Source organism: Fulvimarina endophytica (assembly GCF_003403015.1).
Classification (GTDB): domain Bacteria; phylum Pseudomonadota; class Alphaproteobacteria; order Rhizobiales; family Rhizobiaceae; genus Fulvimarina; species Fulvimarina endophytica.
In genome coordinates this window covers 432,686-448,274 of record NZ_QURL01000004.1, presented here as the reverse complement: position 1 = coordinate 448,274, position 15,589 = coordinate 432,686, and the positions used below count along the sequence as shown (strand labels likewise).

The window sequence follows — 15,589 nt, the reverse complement described above, 5'->3', positions numbered from 1 at the left end:
AAAGGCCGGGACGAACCCGGCCAATAATCGAATAATCACAGGAGAGAATATATGAGCGAGATACTCGCCACAAGCCGGAACGGGACGGGAACATCGCCCGGAATGCCGGCTCCCGGGTCCTGGACCCAGCCCGATTTTTCGATCCAGCCCGAGGAAGGGGCAGGGCGCTCGGCCGAGGATTACGCCGACTGGCGCGAACTCGGCCCGAGGGTGATCGAGGTCGCCGAGGCACAAGGGTGGACGAAGGCCGAGACCGCCCGCCGGATCGGCATGCCGGAGGGCACCTTCCATCAGTGGCTCTTTGGCCGCTATGCAGGCCGCTATGACGGCATGAACACGAAGGTGCGGACCTTCCTGTCCTCGATCGAGGAGATGGAGGAGCTGACGGCCTCGATCCCGTCCTCTCCGCCCTTCGTCAAGCTGCGCATCTCGATGGAGATCATGGATCTTCTCGCCGCCGCGCAGGCCATGAAGACCCTTGTCCTCGTCTCAGCCGAGGCCGGCATGGGCAAGACGGTGGCCTCGAAGCAGTACGCGGCCGTCCGTTCGAACGTGTTCATCGCGACGATGAGCGAGGACACGCGGACCGCCCCGGCGATGCTGTCTGAAATCGCCGAGACGCTGGACGTCCACCAGCCGAACATGCGGCAGATCGTGCGCTCGATCGGCAAGAAGCTCGCGCGGACCGAGAACACGCTTCTCGTCATCGACGAGGCGCAGAACCTCGGCGATTCCGCGATCAACCAGCTGCGCCATTTCGTCGACGTCTACGGCGTCGGCGTCGCGATCATGGCGAACTCGGAGGTCTATGACCGGTTCGGCAAGAACTGGATGAACAACCGGCATATGGGCCAGCTGTCCAGCCGGATCTTCAAGCGCATGCGCAAGACGACGCCGACCATCCCCGACATCGAGGCGTTCCTCGGCGCCTGGAAGATCACCGAGAAGGACCAGGTGCGGTTCCTGACCGGGGTCGGCAAGAAGCCCGGCGCACTCCGCCAGATCGACATGACCATTCGCCTCGCGAAGATGATGGCGCTCGGATCCGGCCGCGAGATCACTCTCGCCGACCTGAAGGCGGCGTGGACGAACCGCGACGTGGAGGGTGCCTGACATGGGAGAGACACTCACCATCGACCGGGCAGAGGCCGAGGCGGCTGCGGACGCGGCTGCGGCCGACCTCATCCACATCGCGGACGACATCGACGCACGCTGCAGACAGATCGAGCAGATGCCGCCTTCTTGCCCCGACCCCGAAGAGCCGGGATCGGCCGACATGCTCCGCAAATATCGGGAGCTTGTGGTGATCTCCCTGCGCCTCGATGCCCTCGGATTGCGCCGGCTTGCCGATGCCATTCCCGAGCCGGAGTACCTGCGCCGGCATGAGGAACTCGGGGCCATGGCCGGCAAGATCGGCGCGACATTGGGGGGGCAGCTCCAATGAGCGCGGTTCTCGATACAGAAGTCGACCTCGATCCGGTGCGGATCATCGCAGGGGAGGTCGCGCGGCTGCGCGGCGTCTCCCTCGCCGAAATGCTCTCGCGGTCGCAGTCCAGGACTGTCTGGCAGCCGCGCCGGGAGGCCATGCACCTCGCCAAGACGATCACCGGCTATTCGTTCCGCCGCATCGGCGGGACGTTCAGCCGAGACCACGCAACCGTGCTGGTCGCGATCGACAAGGTGGAAGCCGATATCGAGGCAGACGCACGGTATGGCCGCGAGCTGAACGAGATGGCTGCGCAGATCGCGGCGCTCTTGCCGGCCACCTATGGCCAGACGCCGGCTGCTCGGTCACGCCTGACGCAGGCGATCACCGACGCGGCCGCGACGCTGACCACAAGCATCGAGGTGGCCGACCAGGCGCACCGTGCTGCGGTCTCCGCTGCTCATGACGAGTTCGCAAAGCGCATGGCCCGCCTGGGCCAACGCATCGACGAGCAGAGCCGCCAGACGGCCGCTCTGACCCAACGCCTCGACCAATCCCACGCCTCCAGCTCATCGAAGGATTCGAGCCATGACTAAGCCCATCCAGAAATCCGACCGCCCGAACCGCCTAATGCAGCCGCTGTCCGAGCTGATGCGCCTCACGCGTCAGGAGATCGACGGCGTTGCGTCCGGCGCATGCACGATGGACGGCCAGCGCGTCGAACAGCTCGCCAAGCGTATGCGGACCATGGAGGAGATGGTTACCGAACAGGATCGGCAGGCCGCACCACAGCTGACGGCGATCGACTGGCTCGGCCGCGCCGAACTGCAGGTGCAGGACTTGCGTCGGCGGATCGCCAAGGGGGATCTCAGTGGCGATGCAGTGCATGCTCTCCTCGAGGCGACGATCGGCATGCTCGTCGCAGCCCGCGCGGCGGTCGGCTCGGATGTCGATCCGCGAGGGCGCCGGCAGTGAACGCGATCCAGACGATCACGGCCGAGATCGCGGCCATTCGCGGGGTCTCGGTCGAGGACATCGTGTCCAACCGCCGGCCTCGGCGGGTCATCCGTCCCCGCCAGGAAGCGATGTATTTCGCGCAGAAGCTCACTCCTGCGTCGCTGCCGGCGATCGGTCGGCATCTCGGAGGGCGTGATCATTCGACGGTGATGCACGGGATCCGCAGGATCGAACAGCAGTGCGCGTCCGTCACTGGATATGCCGGTGAACTGGAAACGATCGAGCAGCGCTTGAAGCTGGCTCTTCCGGGCGGTGGTGCCGCCCGGATGCTTCCCGCCGAGGATCTCGACATCGCCGAACTCGCTCGGCGGATCGATGCGGCGGTCAGAGCCGGAGAGACGGTGCGGCTTTACATCGACGAGGTGGCCGCGATGGCCGCCCGGATCGTCGACCTCGAGTCCCGGATCGGGGCCATTCGCGCTGCGATCTCGGGGCTCGAGCCGATCCAGATCAACATCGTGGAGACGCCTGATCTGCCCCAGACGCCAGTGCCGGTCATCGTGGAAACCGTCGCTCCGCTTCGCGCGGCGGCCGAGGCCGCGGTGAAGTCCTGGGGCGATCTCCAGTCACGCCGCTTCTCGCGGCTGGAACGGGCCGCCCAACAGGCCTTCGACCGTGATTTCGCGGTCCTCAAAACCCTCATCGAAAGGAGCTGATCATGGCGAAGAAGACGCGTGCGAAATCGAAGGCGATCGCTCGGGTGCCGCAGTCGCGGCAAGAGGCGGTCGACATGATCGGCCGTGTGGGCGAGCTGCGCCGCGCGATCGAGGCCGGCAAGGCAGCTGGCGACGAAAGCCTGAAGTCGATCGCGGCCGAGACGGAGGAGCGGCTGGAGCCGCTGCGCGCCGAACTGGCCGAGCTGGAGCAGGGCGTCCAGACCTGGTCGGAAGCGAACCGGGCGAGCCTCACGAACAACGGCCGGGTGAAGTCAGCAGATCTCGGAACCGGCAAGATCCTGTGGCGGCTGCGCCCGCGCAAGGTGACCGTGCGCGGCGTCGAGACCGTCCTCGAGAGCATCAAAGCGCTCGGCCTGGCGCGCTTCGTGCGCACCAAGGAGGAGATCAACAAGGACGCCATGCTCGCGGACCCGGTCGCGGCCTCTGCGATCCAGGGCGTCTCGATCTCGTCGGAGGGTGAGGATTTCGCGATCGAACCGGCTGAGCTTGCCGTCGCCGACAGGCAAGTGGCTTAAGCGGGGCGGATGTCATGACCGCGCTCGCAGCCATCCATGTAGGCCGTCGCCAGCTCGGTCTCGATGACGACACGTATCGCGATCTGCTTGAGCGCGAGACAGGACAGCGATCAGCCAAAGGGCTGACCGCCGCACAGACCGATCGCGTTCTCGAGGCGATGCGCAGGGCAGGTTTTACGCTTGCTAACAATAAGGCTTCGAAGCGCGATCAAAAGCGCCTCGAAGGGCCGTATGCCTCCAAGCTGCAGGCGCTCTGGATCGCGCTCTACAATCTTGGCGCGATCGACGATCGACAGGATTCGGCGCTACTGGCCTTCGCTCGGCGCCAGTGCGGCATCGAGCGGACCGAATGGATCCGCGATCCCGACGACGCGAAGGCGGTGATTGAGGCGCTCAAGGCGATGGCCGAGCGCGAGGGCGTCGTCTGGACGGTTTCCCGTCGAACGCCACAAGTCGCCCGCGCCCACGGCTACCAGATCGCCCAGGCGCAGTGGTCCAGGCTGACCGGGACGATGATCACCCCCGCGTTCTGGGCGTCCGTCTGCGAGATCCTCCGCAGGACCGTATCGCCGGAAACCCCGCCTTCGAACGGCGAGTGGCAGCGGGTCATGAACGATTTCGGTCAGCGCATTCGAACGCGGAAGGCGGTGGCGTGATGGCGCGGCGTCGTAAACTCCGAATCATCGATCTGCCAGCGGATAAAGCCACGCCGATCGCTGCGGCGCAGAAGCTTCACCGTCTTTGCGAAGGGTATGAGCTCTCCAGCCCCTGCCGTTTCTGGGAGCGAAAGGATGGCAGTTGGACGGGAAGGTTCGTCTATCGCAATCCGCGTGACGCGGAAGACCGAATCGTGCTCACGGCGCGAGGGCTGCGGTTCGAATGAGGTGGACGAACTTACTTCGGCGGCACTCGGACGAACCGCATTGTCGGAGTATTGCCGATGCGCGCCGATATTTCGTTCGACTCATTGCCGCCGTAAAGGAGGATGTCGCCGTCGGGCGTCGAGATGACGAGACTGCCTCCTACTACCTCGGCCTCATCCAGATCGCCACGAAGAACGGAGTTGAAGGCGGCTGCTACGATCCTTTTGTTCTCGCTGTCGATCTCGATCGCGCCCTTGTTTCCGTAGATTTGGTCCTCAGCCTGCCATCCGCCTTCGAAACGCTGAATTGCCTCTTCGAGTGTGAAACCGGACAGGGTCAGGATCGCAAACGAAAGGATGGCAAGTTTCTTCATCATGACGGGTTCTCCGGTGCGGATCTGCGCGACCTTAACGAGCGAACAGGGTGCCAGCAATGAGCGCCGTCGTCCCGTCCAATCGTGCGATCGTTCATCGCCGCGTCGAGGCGGTGGACTCGCTCGACTATTTCCCGACGCCCCCCTGGGCGACGCGGGCGCTGTTCCACCATGTCCTTGGGCAGAAGCGGTTCCTCGGCATGACAGTCGAAGAGCCGGCCTGCGGCGAGGGCCACATGGCTTATGCGCTGGAGGAGTTTTTCGGATCGGTCAGATCGAGCGATATCCATACGCATGGCTATGGCGAGGTCCGGGACTTTCTGAACACCAGTGCCTGGGACGGCATTGAGCGACCGGACTGGATCGTCACGAACCCACCCTTCGGCCGTCAGACGCTGCCCTTCATGCAGATGGCGATCGCGCGCGCCCGGCGCGGCGTCGCGATGTTCGTCCGGACGACGCAGATCGAAGGACGTGGCCGCTGGCGAGACGTCTTCCGGCCGCACCCTCCGGCGCTTCTCGCTCAATTCGTCGAGCGGGTCCCCCTCCATAGCGGCCGCTGGGAGCCGGAGGGCGGGACGCTGACCGCCTATTGCTGGATCGTCTGGCGCATCCGGGCGCGGGCGCCCGAGACGCGCCTCGTCTGGATCCCGCCCTGCCGGGACGAACTGACGTTCCAAAGGGACATCGAACGGTTCGGTAAAGGTCCGGAGGCTTTCCGATGACCGAACGGCTTTCCGAGGATCTGCGCGAACTCCTGGGCGACGAAGACTTCCTCAAACTCGTCGAAAACTTCGGCGGTGATCGTCTGTATGTTCCTCAGTCGGTGACCGAGACGAAGGTGTCGAACGCTCTCGGCGAAGAGGCCGCAGCCAAACTCGCGAAGCGTTACGGCGGCGACTATCCCCGCATCCCCCTTGCCCGAGCCTTCCGAGCGCGCCACTATCGCAGCGCTCTTGGTCTTACGAATCCTGAGGTCGCGGATCGATTGGGTATGACCGTGTCCGGTGTCGAGAAACTCTTCTCGAGGCATCCGGCGAAGCGGGCTCCGAGACCGCGAGCGGTGGATGCGCGGCAGGCTGATCTCTTCGACTGATCTGGCCCGCCTTGTCGGGGCTCATTAACCGGCCGGCAAAGCCGCATGGTCGACCTGATATTCTCTATCTCAGGTCTCTCCGGATGCGACTCACCTTCGACCATCTCGCGGCGATCGCCGGCGGCACGATCGATGCCGGCGAACGCGCCAACATGATGTCGATCCTCGCCGGGCTCGACACCTATGGTGCGCAAGCCGGTCTCGATCGCGCCCATCGCCTCGCCCAGTATATCGCGCAGATCGCGCACGAATCCGGACGTTTCAGATTCGATCGTGAAGTGTGGGGGCCGACCGCGACCCAGAAGCGCTACGAGGGTCGGGCGGATCTCGGCAATATCCGGCCGGGCGACGGCTCGAAGTATCGCGGCTATACGCCCGGGCAGATCACGGGCCGGCACAACACGACGGCCTATCGGGACTGGTGCGGGGAGAGCGGGCTCAATCCGCCGGACTTCGTGGAGCAACCCGCGCTCATGAACACCGATCCCTGGGAAGGGCTCGGGCCTATCTGGTACTGGGACGTGGGCAATCCGGAAGGCCGCTCCCTCAACCGCTATGCCGACACCGGCAATATCGACATGATCACCCTGCGGATCAACGGCGGCACCAATGGCCTGGCCGACCGCCTCGATCTCTACATCCGCTCGGCGCTCGTCCTCCTCGGATACGATCTTCGCCCCCGCGTCGTCGCTCAGTTCCAGCAGGCTCACGGGCTGACCGCAGACGACATCGCGGGGCCCGTGACGCGCATGGCACTTCACAGAGCTCTCGTGGCGCTCGCCGATGAGGTCACGGAAGTGCCCCCGGTCTCCGTTCCAGCGCCGGCGCCAGCGCAGTCCGCCGGCGGCCCGGACGTTCGCGCCGCGATCGCCAAGATGCGTGCGGCGATCGCCGACCTGGAGCGCAGCCAGACCGCTGCGTGAGCCCCGAACCTTCTCAGGAGATCTGCATGCTCGCCTCCCTCTTGTTCATCGTGTTTGCTTTCGGCTCGCTGGCCCTTGCCTGCGCGCCCGAGTTGACCGCTCGTCTGATCGGTGCAGACTTCGACCCGCTTGCGCCGCCCACCGGGCTGATGCGGTTCGCGCTCGACTGGCTCGGCCGCGCCGTTCTCGCGTTCCTGGCGGTCGCCTGCCTGTTACTGGTCTGCCTCGGGACGGCCTCCGCCCAGGATCTCGCCGGCGCCGCTGTCGACGTCGGTCCCCTTGCGCATCTTGCGATCGAGATCGTCGCACCGATCGCGCTGACGGTGCTCTCGACGCTCGCGGCCTGGGTGATGCTGCAGATCCGCAAGCGGTATGGGCTCGATATCGACGCCCGTCATCGCGATGCCGTCGAGCAGGGGCTTGCACGGGCGGTGGACTATGCAGTCGGCAGGCTCGAGGACCGGATCGCCGGTGGCATCCCGCTCACATCGGAATCGCGCGCGGTCGCCATCGCAGCTACCTATGCCGAAAGGGCGATCCCCGATGCGATCAAGCATTTCAAGATCGACGGCGAGCAGCTCGCCCAGATGGTCGAGGCACGCCTTCAGGCGGTCCTCATCGATCCCGAGCACGAGCGGGCCGGGACGATCAGTTCCCCGCGCGTCTCCGCCTGATCGAGAAAGGTTGGGTCTGATCGATGCCGTTCGAGGGTTTCCTGACGAAAGCGATGGAAGAGTTCGGGACCTTCGGGCTGATCTCGACCGCGCTTGTTCTCGTCCTTCTCCTGATGACCGTTGGCATCATGCGGTTCTTCAATCTGTCGCTGATCGGAGACCGCGCGAAGGTCGTCGATCCGGACCGCCTGGATAAGGTGTTCGGCTCGATTGAAACGATGAGCGAGAAGCTCGAGGAGCGGTTCAAGAATCTCGAACGGCGTGTTGCGGACGTGGAGAGCGGGCTGAGCGACAGGCCGAGCCGTGCCGAAATGCATAAGATCCAGCTGGATTTCTCGGACCTCAAGGGGCGGCTCGGGGTGATGGAGAGCGTGGGCCAGCAGACCAACGCCGCCGTCCAGCGGATCGAGGGATACATGTTTGAATATGGCGTGAACGCAGGGCGCCACGCCGGACGGAAGGGGGACTGATGTTCGAAGGATATCCGGAATATCAGCGCAAGGATGCGCGGCTCGTGATGCTCAGGGCGTTGAACGAGCAGGACGATGACCGGCTCAATGAGACGATGCTCCTGAAATACCTGGAGAACTTCGGCTATCGCAAGACCCGGGACTTCGTGCGCACCGAGCTCGAAGCCATGAAGGAACTCGGCGCCGTTATCCTTCATACTGCGCCAGGCGCAGACTTCGTGACGGCCGAGATCACAGAACGGGGGACCCGTCACTGCGAGCGTCTCGTCACGATCGCCGGCATCGCACGGCCATCGCGCCGAGAGGGATGACGGTATGACGTCGGTATCCGGTAGCCGTCTGTCGTCGATCGATCGCCTCCCCGCCGAAGCGGATGACGATATCGTCTGGGCTCACGGAGAGCTGAAGGCAGGCAAGCGGCACAAGTACGAGATCCTCGACGAGTTCAACGGCCGTCTCGCGGACAAGGGGATCGGCTCGATCTCGAGGTCCGCCTGGTACCGTCACACCGTGGCAGTTGCCGAGGCGACCCGGCGCATCGAGCAGACGCGCGAGATCGCCGCGGCGATTACCGAGCGGCTGGGGCCCGGACAGACCGACGATCTGACGATCGCCGTCTCGGAAACCATCAAGACCCTCGTCTTCGAAATGCTGCAGGACGGCGGCCGTGAGGGCTTCACGCCGAAACAGGCGAAGGAGATGGCGGAGGCTATTCGTGCGGCCGTCGCGGCGCAGACCGTATCCTCCGATCGTCGGCGCAGGATCGAGGCGGAACTCGACGCGAAGGTCGAGGAGACGCTCGACAAGGTTGGAACCGTTGCCGGGCTCTCTGCCGACCGGGTCGCCCAGATGCGGCGCGATCTTCTCGGTGTCCGCTCGTGACCGAAGCTCAGCCGGTCCTTTCACGCGATCCGAACGCGCTTCCGGGGGCGTTGCCGATCGGCGCAGAGATTCCAGAGGACCAGGACCCATTCGCGGATGGTATCCTGATGAAGCATCAGTCGGATTGGCTGGCCGATCAGTCCCCTCTCAAGATCGCTTCCAAGGGACGACGGACCGGCATCACCTATGCCGAGATGCTGGACGCCACCCTGATAGCCGCCGCGTCTCGGCAAGCTGGCGGCGACAACGTCTTCTACATCGGCGACACGAAGGACAAAGGCCGCGAAGCCATCGGCTATGTCGCGCACTTCGCAAAAGTCGTCGCAGGGGAGCTGTCGGCAATCGAGGAGTTCCTTTTCGAAGACGAGCAGACGGACGGTTCGACGAAGTACATCTCGGCCTACCGCGTGCGGTTCGCTTCCGGTTTCCGGGTCGAGGCATTGTCCTCGAACCCCGCGAACATTCGCGGCCTGCAGGGCATTGTCGTGATCGACGAGGCGGCGTTCCACCGGGACGTGCGCGAGGTCATCGATGCCGTGAACGCTCTCCTGATTTGGGGCGGCAAGGTCCGCGTGATCTCGACCCATAACGGCATTCTCAATCCGTTCAACGAGCTGATCACCGAAGCGCTCGCCGGCAAGAACAAGTTCAAGGTTCATCAGATTCCGTTCCAGGCAGCGGTCGACAACGGGCTCTATGAGCGGGTCTGCCTCGTTCGGGGGAGAACCCCTACGCCGGAAGGGAAGATCGCTTGGGAAGGCGATATTCGCGGTGCCTACGGCACGCGCACCGCGAAGATGCGCCAGGAGCTCGACGCGATCCCGACAGACGCGGAAGGCGCGGCGCTAACCCGTGTGATGATCGAGCGGGTTGTCGACCGCAGCGTGAAGCCCGTCCGCTGGCAGCTCGGCGATGACTTCAAGTCACTCTCGAAGGATGCTCGAGCACGGGTCCAGCTCGACTTCTGCGAGCGTGAACTGAAGCCGCTGCTCGACAAGCTCGATCCGGACCGCTCGCATATCCTCGGGCAGGACTTCGCGCGGACGGGGGACGTGTCCTCGCTCCGGATCTACGAACTCGGTTCAGATCTGGTCCGCCGGATCAAGATACCGCTCGAGATGCGCAACATCACCTTCGATGCCCAGCGCGATACCCTCTTCTACATTTGCGACCGGCTGCCCCGCTTCCTTGGCGGCGCGATCGACGCGACGGGTAACGGAGCAGCGCAGGCGGAAGCGGCCGCTCTCAAATACGGGGAGCGCGTCCAGGAGGTGAAGCTCACGGTCGGTTGGTACCAGGAGAACGCCGGTGCCTATGTGGAGGCGTTCGGCGACCAGACGGTGACCGTCGCCGCAGATGAGGACGAGGTCCGCGACCACCAGGCGCTTCAGTATGTGGGCGGCATCATCAAGGTGCCGGACGATCATCGAAACAAGGGCCAAGACGGTCTGGATCGACATGGCGACACGGCGATCGCCGGCATGCTCGCCTGGTATGCCTCGCGGCAAAGCAATTTCACTTACGGATACGAGCCGGCGCGTGGCTCCGATCGTCACGATCATGGGGAGCGTCGATCGCGCTCGACGATGTATCCAGATCTGCGCGGAGGGCTCTGATGGCGATCCTCGACCAATACGGCAAGCCGATCAAATCGGCCGAGCTGAAGAAGCCGGCGGCGGGCCCGACCCTTGGCGGCGTGCGCCAGGTCATCACCGGACATCCGGCCGATGGCCTGACGCCCCGGCGTCTGGCCGCGATCCACCAAGCGGCGGCGGACGGCGATCCGTTGCGCTATTTGGAGCTCGCCGAGGACATCGAGGAGCGCGATCTCCACTATCTCGGTGTCATGGCGACGCGGAAGCGGGCAGTGGCGCAGCTGCCGATCACCGTGAAGGCGGCCTCGGATTCGGCCGAGCACAAGAAGCATGCCGCGCATGTCCAGTCGTGGATCGACGACGAGGTGCTGCAGGATTCCCTGTTCGACATGCTCGATGCGATCGGCAAGGGCTTTTCTGTCCTCGAGGTCGAATGGCGTTATCACCGGGGGCACCTGTGCCCGCGCGATTTCACATGGCGGCCGCAGAGCTGGTTCGAGTTCGATCGTCTCGACGGGGAGACGGTCCTCCTTCGCGACGGCACCGGCGGCGAGATCCTCGAACCCCATCGGTTCCTGATCCACCGGCACAAGTCGAAGTCCGGCCTGACGATCCGGTCCGGGCTTGCTCGCGTCGCGAGCTGGGCATGGATGTACAAGGCCTTCACCCTGCGCGACTGGGCGATCTTCACCCAGAATTTCGGGATGCCGATCCGGGTCGGCAAATACGGGCCGAACGCAAGCGAGGAGGAGAAGGATGTCCTCTGGCGTGCGGTCAGCCAGATCGCAGGAGACTGCGCCGCGATCATTCCGGACGGAATGGTCATCGAGTTCACGGAGGTCGGCGCCAAGACGAGCTCGTCGAAGCTGTATGAGGATCGTGTCGACTGGTTCGATCGGCAGATCTCGAAGGCTGTCCTCGGGCAGACGACGACGACGGATGCCGTCTCGGGCGGACACGCCGTCGCGAAGGAGCACAGGCTCGTCCAAGAGGACATCGAGCGTGCCGACGCGAAGATGGTATCGGGCACTATCAACACGCAATTGGTCCCGAACATCGTCGCGTTCGAGTTCGGTCCCCAGGACGTCTATCCGAAGGTCTCGATCGGCAGGCCGGACGAGGTCGAACTCGGGGAGTTCGCCGAGGCATTCGCCAAGCTCGCGCCGCTCGGCCTGACGGCGCCGGCTTCCTATCTGCGCTCCCGCATGCAGATCCCGGAGGCGAAGGGCGACGAAGAAATGGTTGGAGGTCGAGCTCCTGCACCTTCGCCAATGGCCGGATTGGACTTCCAGGAGCCGGGCAGTGCCGGCGGGACCACCCGGCCGAGCCTCCCTGCACGACCGAGCGGGATCGAGCGCATGCTTGCCTCGCGCCAGTCACGCCAGGATGGCGAACAGCTGATCGACCGCATGACGAGGCGGATCGAAGACGAGGCGGCGGGCGCGATCGCCGGCCTCGCCGGCGAGATCCGAAGCGTGCTCGAGCAGAGCGGAGATCTGCGCGAGGCGGTCGACAAACTGAGCCGCATGAACCTCGACCCGGCCGCACTGTCCGAAGCGATGGGACGGGCGCTCGCGCTTTCTCACCTTTGCGGCCAGGCGGCGCTGATGGATGAACTCGACGGACGTTGAATTTAAACGGCCATGGAGAGGCAAGACGGCTTCGTGCCGGACGCCGACACCACGGCGGGGCGATTCTCGCTCACACGGCCTTTGAAAGCCCTTTAATTTTGATCCTGCCCGCTGGGGGTCGGGTGAAAACGCGGCTGGTGACGGAGATTTGCCCATGCCGGCGACGATCGACGCGCTCGATCTGCCTTTCGAGGAAGCGATCTCGTTCTTCCGAGACAAGACGAACACGCCGACAAAGACATGGACGGATGTCTACGCGGCCGCGCACTCGCATTCCTTCATGGTCGCCGGCGCGGCTTCGAACGCGCTGCTCGACGATTTTCGATCGGAGATCCTGAAGGCGCTCGAAAAGGGCACGACGCTCGCCGATTTCCGCGAGGGCTTCGACGGCATCGTTCAGAAGCACGGCTGGGAATACAAGGGCAAGCGCGGCTGGCGATCGCGGATCATCTTCGAGACAAATCTGAGGACCGCCTATTCGGCCGGACGCTTCGCCCAGCAGACGAAGCCGGAAACGCTCGAAGCCTTTCCGTACTGGCAGTACCATCATTCGGGCGCGATCCATCCAAGACGCGAGCATCTTGCCTGGGACGGCCTCGTTATGAGGGCCGACAATCCGTTCTGGCTCTCGAACTACCCGCCGAACGGCTGGCATTGCGGTTGCTTCTGCTCGGCCGTCAGTCGCGACGGTCTGAAGCGCATGGGCAAGTCGTCACCCGACGAGGGCCCGGAGCTCCTCTTCCGGGCCGAGGAGGTCGGCGGCAAGCGACGGGAGGTTCCCTTCGGGGTTGACCCCGGATTCGAATACAATCCCGGACGTTCCTGGCTCACCGGTGGCCGCCCCCATGAGCCGATAGCAACGCCCCATCTCGTTCAAGCCTTCGGCCGGGATGCCCTCTTGGGCAATCTGCCGATCGGCGCGACGGTACCGGTCGCCGAAGTGCCGGCTGCAACGCTCACCCAGTTCGGTCTCGAGGAAGGCATACGCGCTCGGATGTCTGCGGAGACCCTGCTCGGACATGCCGATCGGCCCGAGATCGGCGCCGAGGTCTATGCAGCCGCCGCGAAGGACGCACTCGCCGCCGGGCTTTTCGAAGGTGAACGCGGCCGGGTTTCCGGCATCGTGACGATCGACGGGAAACCGCATGTCGTCGGCTTCAAGGTCACGCGGAACGGCGAGTTCCTCGTGACAACCGTCCATCGTTCGCGTGCCGCGCGGATCGAGCGGATCTTAAAGACCTGGAAGAGGGTGGCGAAATGAGCGCCGCGGGGCCGGAAGGCAACCCCGACGAGTGGCGATCCGAATATGGCTCGGCGCTCGCCGCAAACTTAGGCATGTCGAGGATCTGACGCAATATGGCCGCTTCCATCTCGATCACTGCGCAAGTCCTGTCCGCCGATGTGGAGCGCGCCTTCGCCCGCCTGATCTCGGTCATGGACGACACTACGCCGGTGATGGCGGCGATCGGCACGCAGCTCGTCTCCTCGACGCACCGGCGCTTCGTGTCCCAGCACTCCCCGGATGGAACGCCGTGGAAGAAGCTCAATCCGGACTACGCCCGGACGAAGCGCAACCGCCGGATACTCACTGAGAGTGGCCGATTGCGTGACTCGATCAACTCCAAGCCCGGTAGGGACAGCGTCCGCGTCGGTACGAACACCGTCTACGCAGCGGCTCATCAGTTCGGCGTGACGATCAAGCCGAAGACGAAATCCCATCTCGTCTTCCGGCTTGCCTCTGGCGTGGTCCTCGCCAAGTCGGTTACGCTGCCGGCGCGGCCCTTCCTCGGAATCAGTTCTCAGGACGAGGACGAGATCGCGGAGGTCGTGTTCGGCTTCCTCGTCAGGCGCGCTGGCCTCCGCTGAAGCCCTCCCGCCCTGGCGGGCCTGAACCTTCGATCCGAAGGGCCGCATTGTCGGCTCCATGATTCGGACCCATTCACCCCACGACCAAGAGACCATCTCGCTCCATAGCCGCGCCGCAAGCGCCGGCGGTGAGCACCTCGTCTCGTCGGCTCATGCGATCGTCGCGCCCTCCGAGGCCGGCAGCGCGCCGGAATGGCTGCACCTAACGCCCGCCGGCACGTTCTCGGGCGCGGATGGGCGCGGCCCCTACGTCGTGGACCATGCCGATCAGGTCGTCGCGGCCATGAATGGGCGCAAGATCCCGATCGACGAGAACCATTCCATCGACATCGTCGGCGCCAAGGGCGGCTCGACACCGGCCCGTGGCTGGATCGTGTCGCTCGAAGCCCGGGCAGACGGGATCTGGGGCAGGGTCGAATGGACCGCCGAAGGGCGCCGCCTGGTCGAGAGCCGGGAATACGGCTTTTTGTCCCCGGTCCTCATGCACACACGGACGAAACCCTACCGTGTCGGTGCGATCGCCCGCGTCTCTCTGACGAACGATCCCAACCTCACCTCACTCACTTCCCTGCACACGAAAGAGGACATCATGGACGAGGAGCTGATCGCCGCTCTCGGTTTGCAGGAGGGCGCCGATCGGGCCGCCGTCCTTCAGGCCGCGCAGTCGGCACATTCCGCCCAGACGGCGCACATTGCGCTCATGGCGAAGCTCGGCGAGATCGCCGGCGCCGCGAAGGATACCAAGCCGGACGCGCTGATCACGGCGCTCCAGGCGAAGATGACGGCCCCGGCCGTCGAGGACGGCAAGGAGCCGGGCGAGAAGGACAAGACGATCGCGGATCTGACCGAGACCGTCACCTCGCTTCAGTCGCGGATCACCCAGCTCGCGACCAATGGCGCAAAGAAGGACGCCGAGGCCTTCGTCGACGCCAACAAGGCGAAGATCGTGCCCGCGCTGCGCGATCACATGATCTCGCGGCACATGAAGAACCCGAAGGAGGTCGAGGACGAAGTGGCCTTGATGCCGTCGCTCTTCGGCAAGTCCCTTCACGGGCATCGCCCGCCCGAGAAGGAAGGCGCGCTCTCCGGTGAGGAGGCCATGGTCTGCTCCATGATGGGGCTCGATCCGAAGGCTTATGCCGAGACGGCGAAGTCTGAGCGGGGTGCCGTCTGATGGTGGCCGCGACGAAGGATCTCCGCCGCACCGCCCGTACGGGCGATGGCTACGGCTACCAGGTGCCGGAAGGCACTCTCATCTACGGCGGCACCATCGTCGCCGTGACGGCTGCTCTGGCGGCCTTGCCTGCCGGATCGGCGGGCACCGTCGCAGTCGCCGGCGTCGCCGAGCAGCGGATCGACACCCGCCAGGGCGCGGCGGTCGAGGAGGACGGTCAAACCGTTCGCGCAATGCGGGGCGTCTTTCTCTTTCCCGTTACCGGCGCAACGCCCGCCAATATCGGCGACCCGGTCTACGCGGTCGACGATGCGACGCTCTCGCTCGACGACAGTGCAGGCACCCGCCTCAAGGCGGGCGTCATCGACGGCATCGACGCCACCGGCGTCTGGGTCCGCTTCTAGGAG

At 64.8% G+C, this 15,589-nt stretch carries 21 protein-coding genes; 20 read left to right on the top strand and 1 reads right to left on the bottom strand.

Annotated elements, in window-relative coordinates; genetic code table 11:
- Nucleotides 1-51: 51 nt before the first annotated feature.
- Genes DYI37_RS11525 through DYI37_RS11500 form a run of 7 tightly spaced genes read left to right on the top strand, consistent with a single transcriptional unit; the run spans nt 52 to nt 4,291 of the window.
- Nucleotides 52-1,113, top strand: a complete 1,062-nt coding sequence (locus DYI37_RS11525) for an AAA family ATPase (RefSeq protein ID WP_116683358.1) — start codon at nt 52-54, stop codon at nt 1,111-1,113.
- Nucleotide 1,114: 1 nt separating this feature from the next.
- Nucleotides 1,115-1,444, top strand: a complete 330-nt coding sequence (locus tag DYI37_RS11520) for a hypothetical protein (protein ID WP_116683357.1) — start codon at nt 1,115-1,117, stop codon at nt 1,442-1,444.
- Nucleotides 1,441-2,022 (top strand): helix-turn-helix domain-containing protein, encoded by a 582-nt coding sequence (locus DYI37_RS11515; RefSeq protein WP_116683356.1) that lies wholly within the window; start codon nt 1,441-1,443, stop codon nt 2,020-2,022. The genes DYI37_RS11520 and DYI37_RS11515 overlap by 4 nt, the downstream gene beginning before the upstream one ends.
- Nucleotides 2,015-2,401: a hypothetical protein gene (locus DYI37_RS20295; protein ID WP_245413882.1), complete on the top strand. Its 387-nt coding sequence runs from the start codon at nt 2,015-2,017 to the stop codon at nt 2,399-2,401. The genes DYI37_RS11515 and DYI37_RS20295 overlap by 8 nt, the downstream gene beginning before the upstream one ends.
- Entirely contained in the window at nt 2,398-3,099 is a 702-nt protein-coding gene (locus DYI37_RS20145) for a helix-turn-helix domain-containing protein (protein ID WP_245413881.1), read from the top strand. Before DYI37_RS20295 ends, DYI37_RS20145 begins: the two co-directional genes overlap by 4 nt.
- A 2-nt stretch (nt 3,100-3,101) precedes the next feature.
- Complete coding sequence (locus DYI37_RS11505) at nt 3,102-3,635, top strand: host-nuclease inhibitor Gam family protein (protein ID WP_116683355.1); 534 nt, start codon at nt 3,102-3,104, stop codon at nt 3,633-3,635.
- A gap of 14 nt (nt 3,636-3,649) precedes the next feature.
- Nucleotides 3,650-4,291, top strand: a complete 642-nt coding sequence (locus DYI37_RS11500; RefSeq protein WP_116683354.1) for a gp16 family protein — start codon at nt 3,650-3,652, stop codon at nt 4,289-4,291.
- A 238-nt stretch (nt 4,292-4,529) separates the two neighbouring features.
- Here the strand turns inward: DYI37_RS11500 and DYI37_RS11495 are convergent, their stop codons facing one another.
- Entirely contained in the window at nt 4,530-4,874 is a 345-nt protein-coding gene (locus tag DYI37_RS11495) for a hypothetical protein (protein WP_147307915.1), read from the bottom strand.
- A 56-nt stretch (nt 4,875-4,930) separates the two neighbouring features.
- On the opposite strand from DYI37_RS11495, the gene DYI37_RS11490 reads away from it, so the two are divergent.
- From DYI37_RS11490 to DYI37_RS11430, 13 genes are all read left to right on the top strand, one after another.
- Nucleotides 4,931-5,596, top strand: a complete 666-nt coding sequence (locus tag DYI37_RS11490; RefSeq protein ID WP_116683352.1) for an SAM-dependent methyltransferase — start codon at nt 4,931-4,933, stop codon at nt 5,594-5,596.
- On the top strand, nt 5,593-5,967 hold the full coding sequence (locus tag DYI37_RS11485; RefSeq protein WP_116683351.1) for a hypothetical protein: 375 nt from the start codon (nt 5,593-5,595) through the stop codon (nt 5,965-5,967). The genes DYI37_RS11490 and DYI37_RS11485 overlap by 4 nt, the downstream gene beginning before the upstream one ends.
- Nucleotides 5,968-6,050: 83 nt before the next feature.
- On the top strand, nt 6,051-6,890 hold the full coding sequence (locus tag DYI37_RS11480) for a glycoside hydrolase family 19 protein (RefSeq protein WP_116683350.1): 840 nt from the start codon (nt 6,051-6,053) through the stop codon (nt 6,888-6,890).
- 26 nt (nt 6,891-6,916) lie between these two features.
- Entirely contained in the window at nt 6,917-7,564 is a 648-nt protein-coding gene (locus DYI37_RS11475; protein ID WP_116683349.1) for a hypothetical protein, read from the top strand.
- 113 nt (nt 7,565-7,677) lie between these two features.
- Nucleotides 7,678-8,034, top strand: a complete 357-nt coding sequence (locus DYI37_RS11470; protein ID WP_158555157.1) for a DUF2730 family protein — start codon at nt 7,678-7,680, stop codon at nt 8,032-8,034.
- On the top strand, nt 8,034-8,345 hold the full coding sequence (locus DYI37_RS11465) for a VpaChn25_0724 family phage protein (protein WP_116683347.1): 312 nt from the start codon (nt 8,034-8,036) through the stop codon (nt 8,343-8,345). The genes DYI37_RS11470 and DYI37_RS11465 overlap by 1 nt, the downstream gene beginning before the upstream one ends.
- Nucleotides 8,346-8,349: 4 nt before the next feature.
- On the top strand, nt 8,350-8,916 hold the full coding sequence (locus tag DYI37_RS11460; RefSeq protein ID WP_116683346.1) for a DUF3486 family protein: 567 nt from the start codon (nt 8,350-8,352) through the stop codon (nt 8,914-8,916).
- A gap of 107 nt (nt 8,917-9,023) precedes the next feature.
- Nucleotides 9,024-10,532: a hypothetical protein gene (locus DYI37_RS11455; protein ID WP_245413880.1), complete on the top strand. Its 1,509-nt coding sequence runs from the start codon at nt 9,024-9,026 to the stop codon at nt 10,530-10,532.
- On the top strand, nt 10,532-12,142 hold the full coding sequence (locus tag DYI37_RS11450; RefSeq protein WP_199520140.1) for a DUF935 domain-containing protein: 1,611 nt from the start codon (nt 10,532-10,534) through the stop codon (nt 12,140-12,142). The genes DYI37_RS11455 and DYI37_RS11450 overlap by 1 nt, the downstream gene beginning before the upstream one ends.
- 154 nt (nt 12,143-12,296) lie before the next feature.
- Nucleotides 12,297-13,403: a phage head morphogenesis protein gene (locus DYI37_RS11445; RefSeq protein ID WP_116683343.1), complete on the top strand. Its 1,107-nt coding sequence runs from the start codon at nt 12,297-12,299 to the stop codon at nt 13,401-13,403.
- 95 nt (nt 13,404-13,498) lie between these two features.
- Nucleotides 13,499-14,008, top strand: coding sequence for a phage virion morphogenesis protein (locus DYI37_RS11440; protein WP_116683342.1), 510 nt, complete (start codon nt 13,499-13,501; stop codon nt 14,006-14,008).
- A gap of 58 nt (nt 14,009-14,066) precedes the next feature.
- Entirely contained in the window at nt 14,067-15,182 is a 1,116-nt protein-coding gene (locus DYI37_RS11435; RefSeq protein WP_116683341.1) for a phage protease, read from the top strand.
- On the top strand, nt 15,182-15,586 hold the full coding sequence (locus tag DYI37_RS11430; protein WP_245413879.1) for a hypothetical protein: 405 nt from the start codon (nt 15,182-15,184) through the stop codon (nt 15,584-15,586). The genes DYI37_RS11435 and DYI37_RS11430 overlap by 1 nt, the downstream gene beginning before the upstream one ends.
- The last annotated feature ends 3 nt before the right edge of the window (nt 15,587-15,589 follow it).

Bases quoted from the DNA above. Each gene is read 5' to 3' on its own strand.
- DYI37_RS11435 (WP_116683341.1), top strand. From the start codon at position 14,067: ATGATTCGGACCCATTCACCCCACGACCAAGAGACCATCTCGCTCCAT.
- DYI37_RS11480 (WP_116683350.1), top strand. From the start codon at position 6,051: ATGCGACTCACCTTCGACCATCTCGCGGCGATCGCCGGCGGCACGATC.
- DYI37_RS11460 (WP_116683346.1), top strand. From the start codon at position 8,350: ATGACGTCGGTATCCGGTAGCCGTCTGTCGTCGATCGATCGCCTCCCC.
- DYI37_RS11515 (WP_116683356.1), top strand. From the start codon at position 1,441: ATGAGCGCGGTTCTCGATACAGAAGTCGACCTCGATCCGGTGCGGATC.
- DYI37_RS11525 (WP_116683358.1), top strand. From the start codon at position 52: ATGAGCGAGATACTCGCCACAAGCCGGAACGGGACGGGAACATCGCCC.
- DYI37_RS11430 (WP_245413879.1), top strand. From the start codon at position 15,182: ATGGTGGCCGCGACGAAGGATCTCCGCCGCACCGCCCGTACGGGCGAT.
- DYI37_RS11440 (WP_116683342.1), top strand. From the start codon at position 13,499: ATGGCCGCTTCCATCTCGATCACTGCGCAAGTCCTGTCCGCCGATGTG.
- DYI37_RS11485 (WP_116683351.1), top strand. From the start codon at position 5,593: ATGACCGAACGGCTTTCCGAGGATCTGCGCGAACTCCTGGGCGACGAA.
- DYI37_RS11500 (WP_116683354.1), top strand. From the start codon at position 3,650: ATGACCGCGCTCGCAGCCATCCATGTAGGCCGTCGCCAGCTCGGTCTC.
- DYI37_RS11505 (WP_116683355.1), top strand. From the start codon at position 3,102: ATGGCGAAGAAGACGCGTGCGAAATCGAAGGCGATCGCTCGGGTGCCG.
- DYI37_RS11475 (WP_116683349.1), top strand. From the start codon at position 6,917: ATGCTCGCCTCCCTCTTGTTCATCGTGTTTGCTTTCGGCTCGCTGGCC.
- DYI37_RS11465 (WP_116683347.1), top strand. From the start codon at position 8,034: ATGTTCGAAGGATATCCGGAATATCAGCGCAAGGATGCGCGGCTCGTG.
- DYI37_RS11445 (WP_116683343.1), top strand. From the start codon at position 12,297: ATGCCGGCGACGATCGACGCGCTCGATCTGCCTTTCGAGGAAGCGATC.
- DYI37_RS11450 (WP_199520140.1), top strand. From the start codon at position 10,532: ATGGCGATCCTCGACCAATACGGCAAGCCGATCAAATCGGCCGAGCTG.
- DYI37_RS11470 (WP_158555157.1), top strand. From the start codon at position 7,678: ATGACCGTTGGCATCATGCGGTTCTTCAATCTGTCGCTGATCGGAGAC.
- DYI37_RS11455 (WP_245413880.1), top strand. From the start codon at position 9,024: ATGAAGCATCAGTCGGATTGGCTGGCCGATCAGTCCCCTCTCAAGATC.
- DYI37_RS20295 (WP_245413882.1), top strand. From the start codon at position 2,015: ATGACTAAGCCCATCCAGAAATCCGACCGCCCGAACCGCCTAATGCAG.
- DYI37_RS11495 (WP_147307915.1), bottom strand. From the start codon at position 4,874: ATGATGAAGAAACTTGCCATCCTTTCGTTTGCGATCCTGACCCTGTCC.
- DYI37_RS11490 (WP_116683352.1), top strand. From the start codon at position 4,931: ATGAGCGCCGTCGTCCCGTCCAATCGTGCGATCGTTCATCGCCGCGTC.
- DYI37_RS11520 (WP_116683357.1), top strand. From the start codon at position 1,115: ATGGGAGAGACACTCACCATCGACCGGGCAGAGGCCGAGGCGGCTGCG.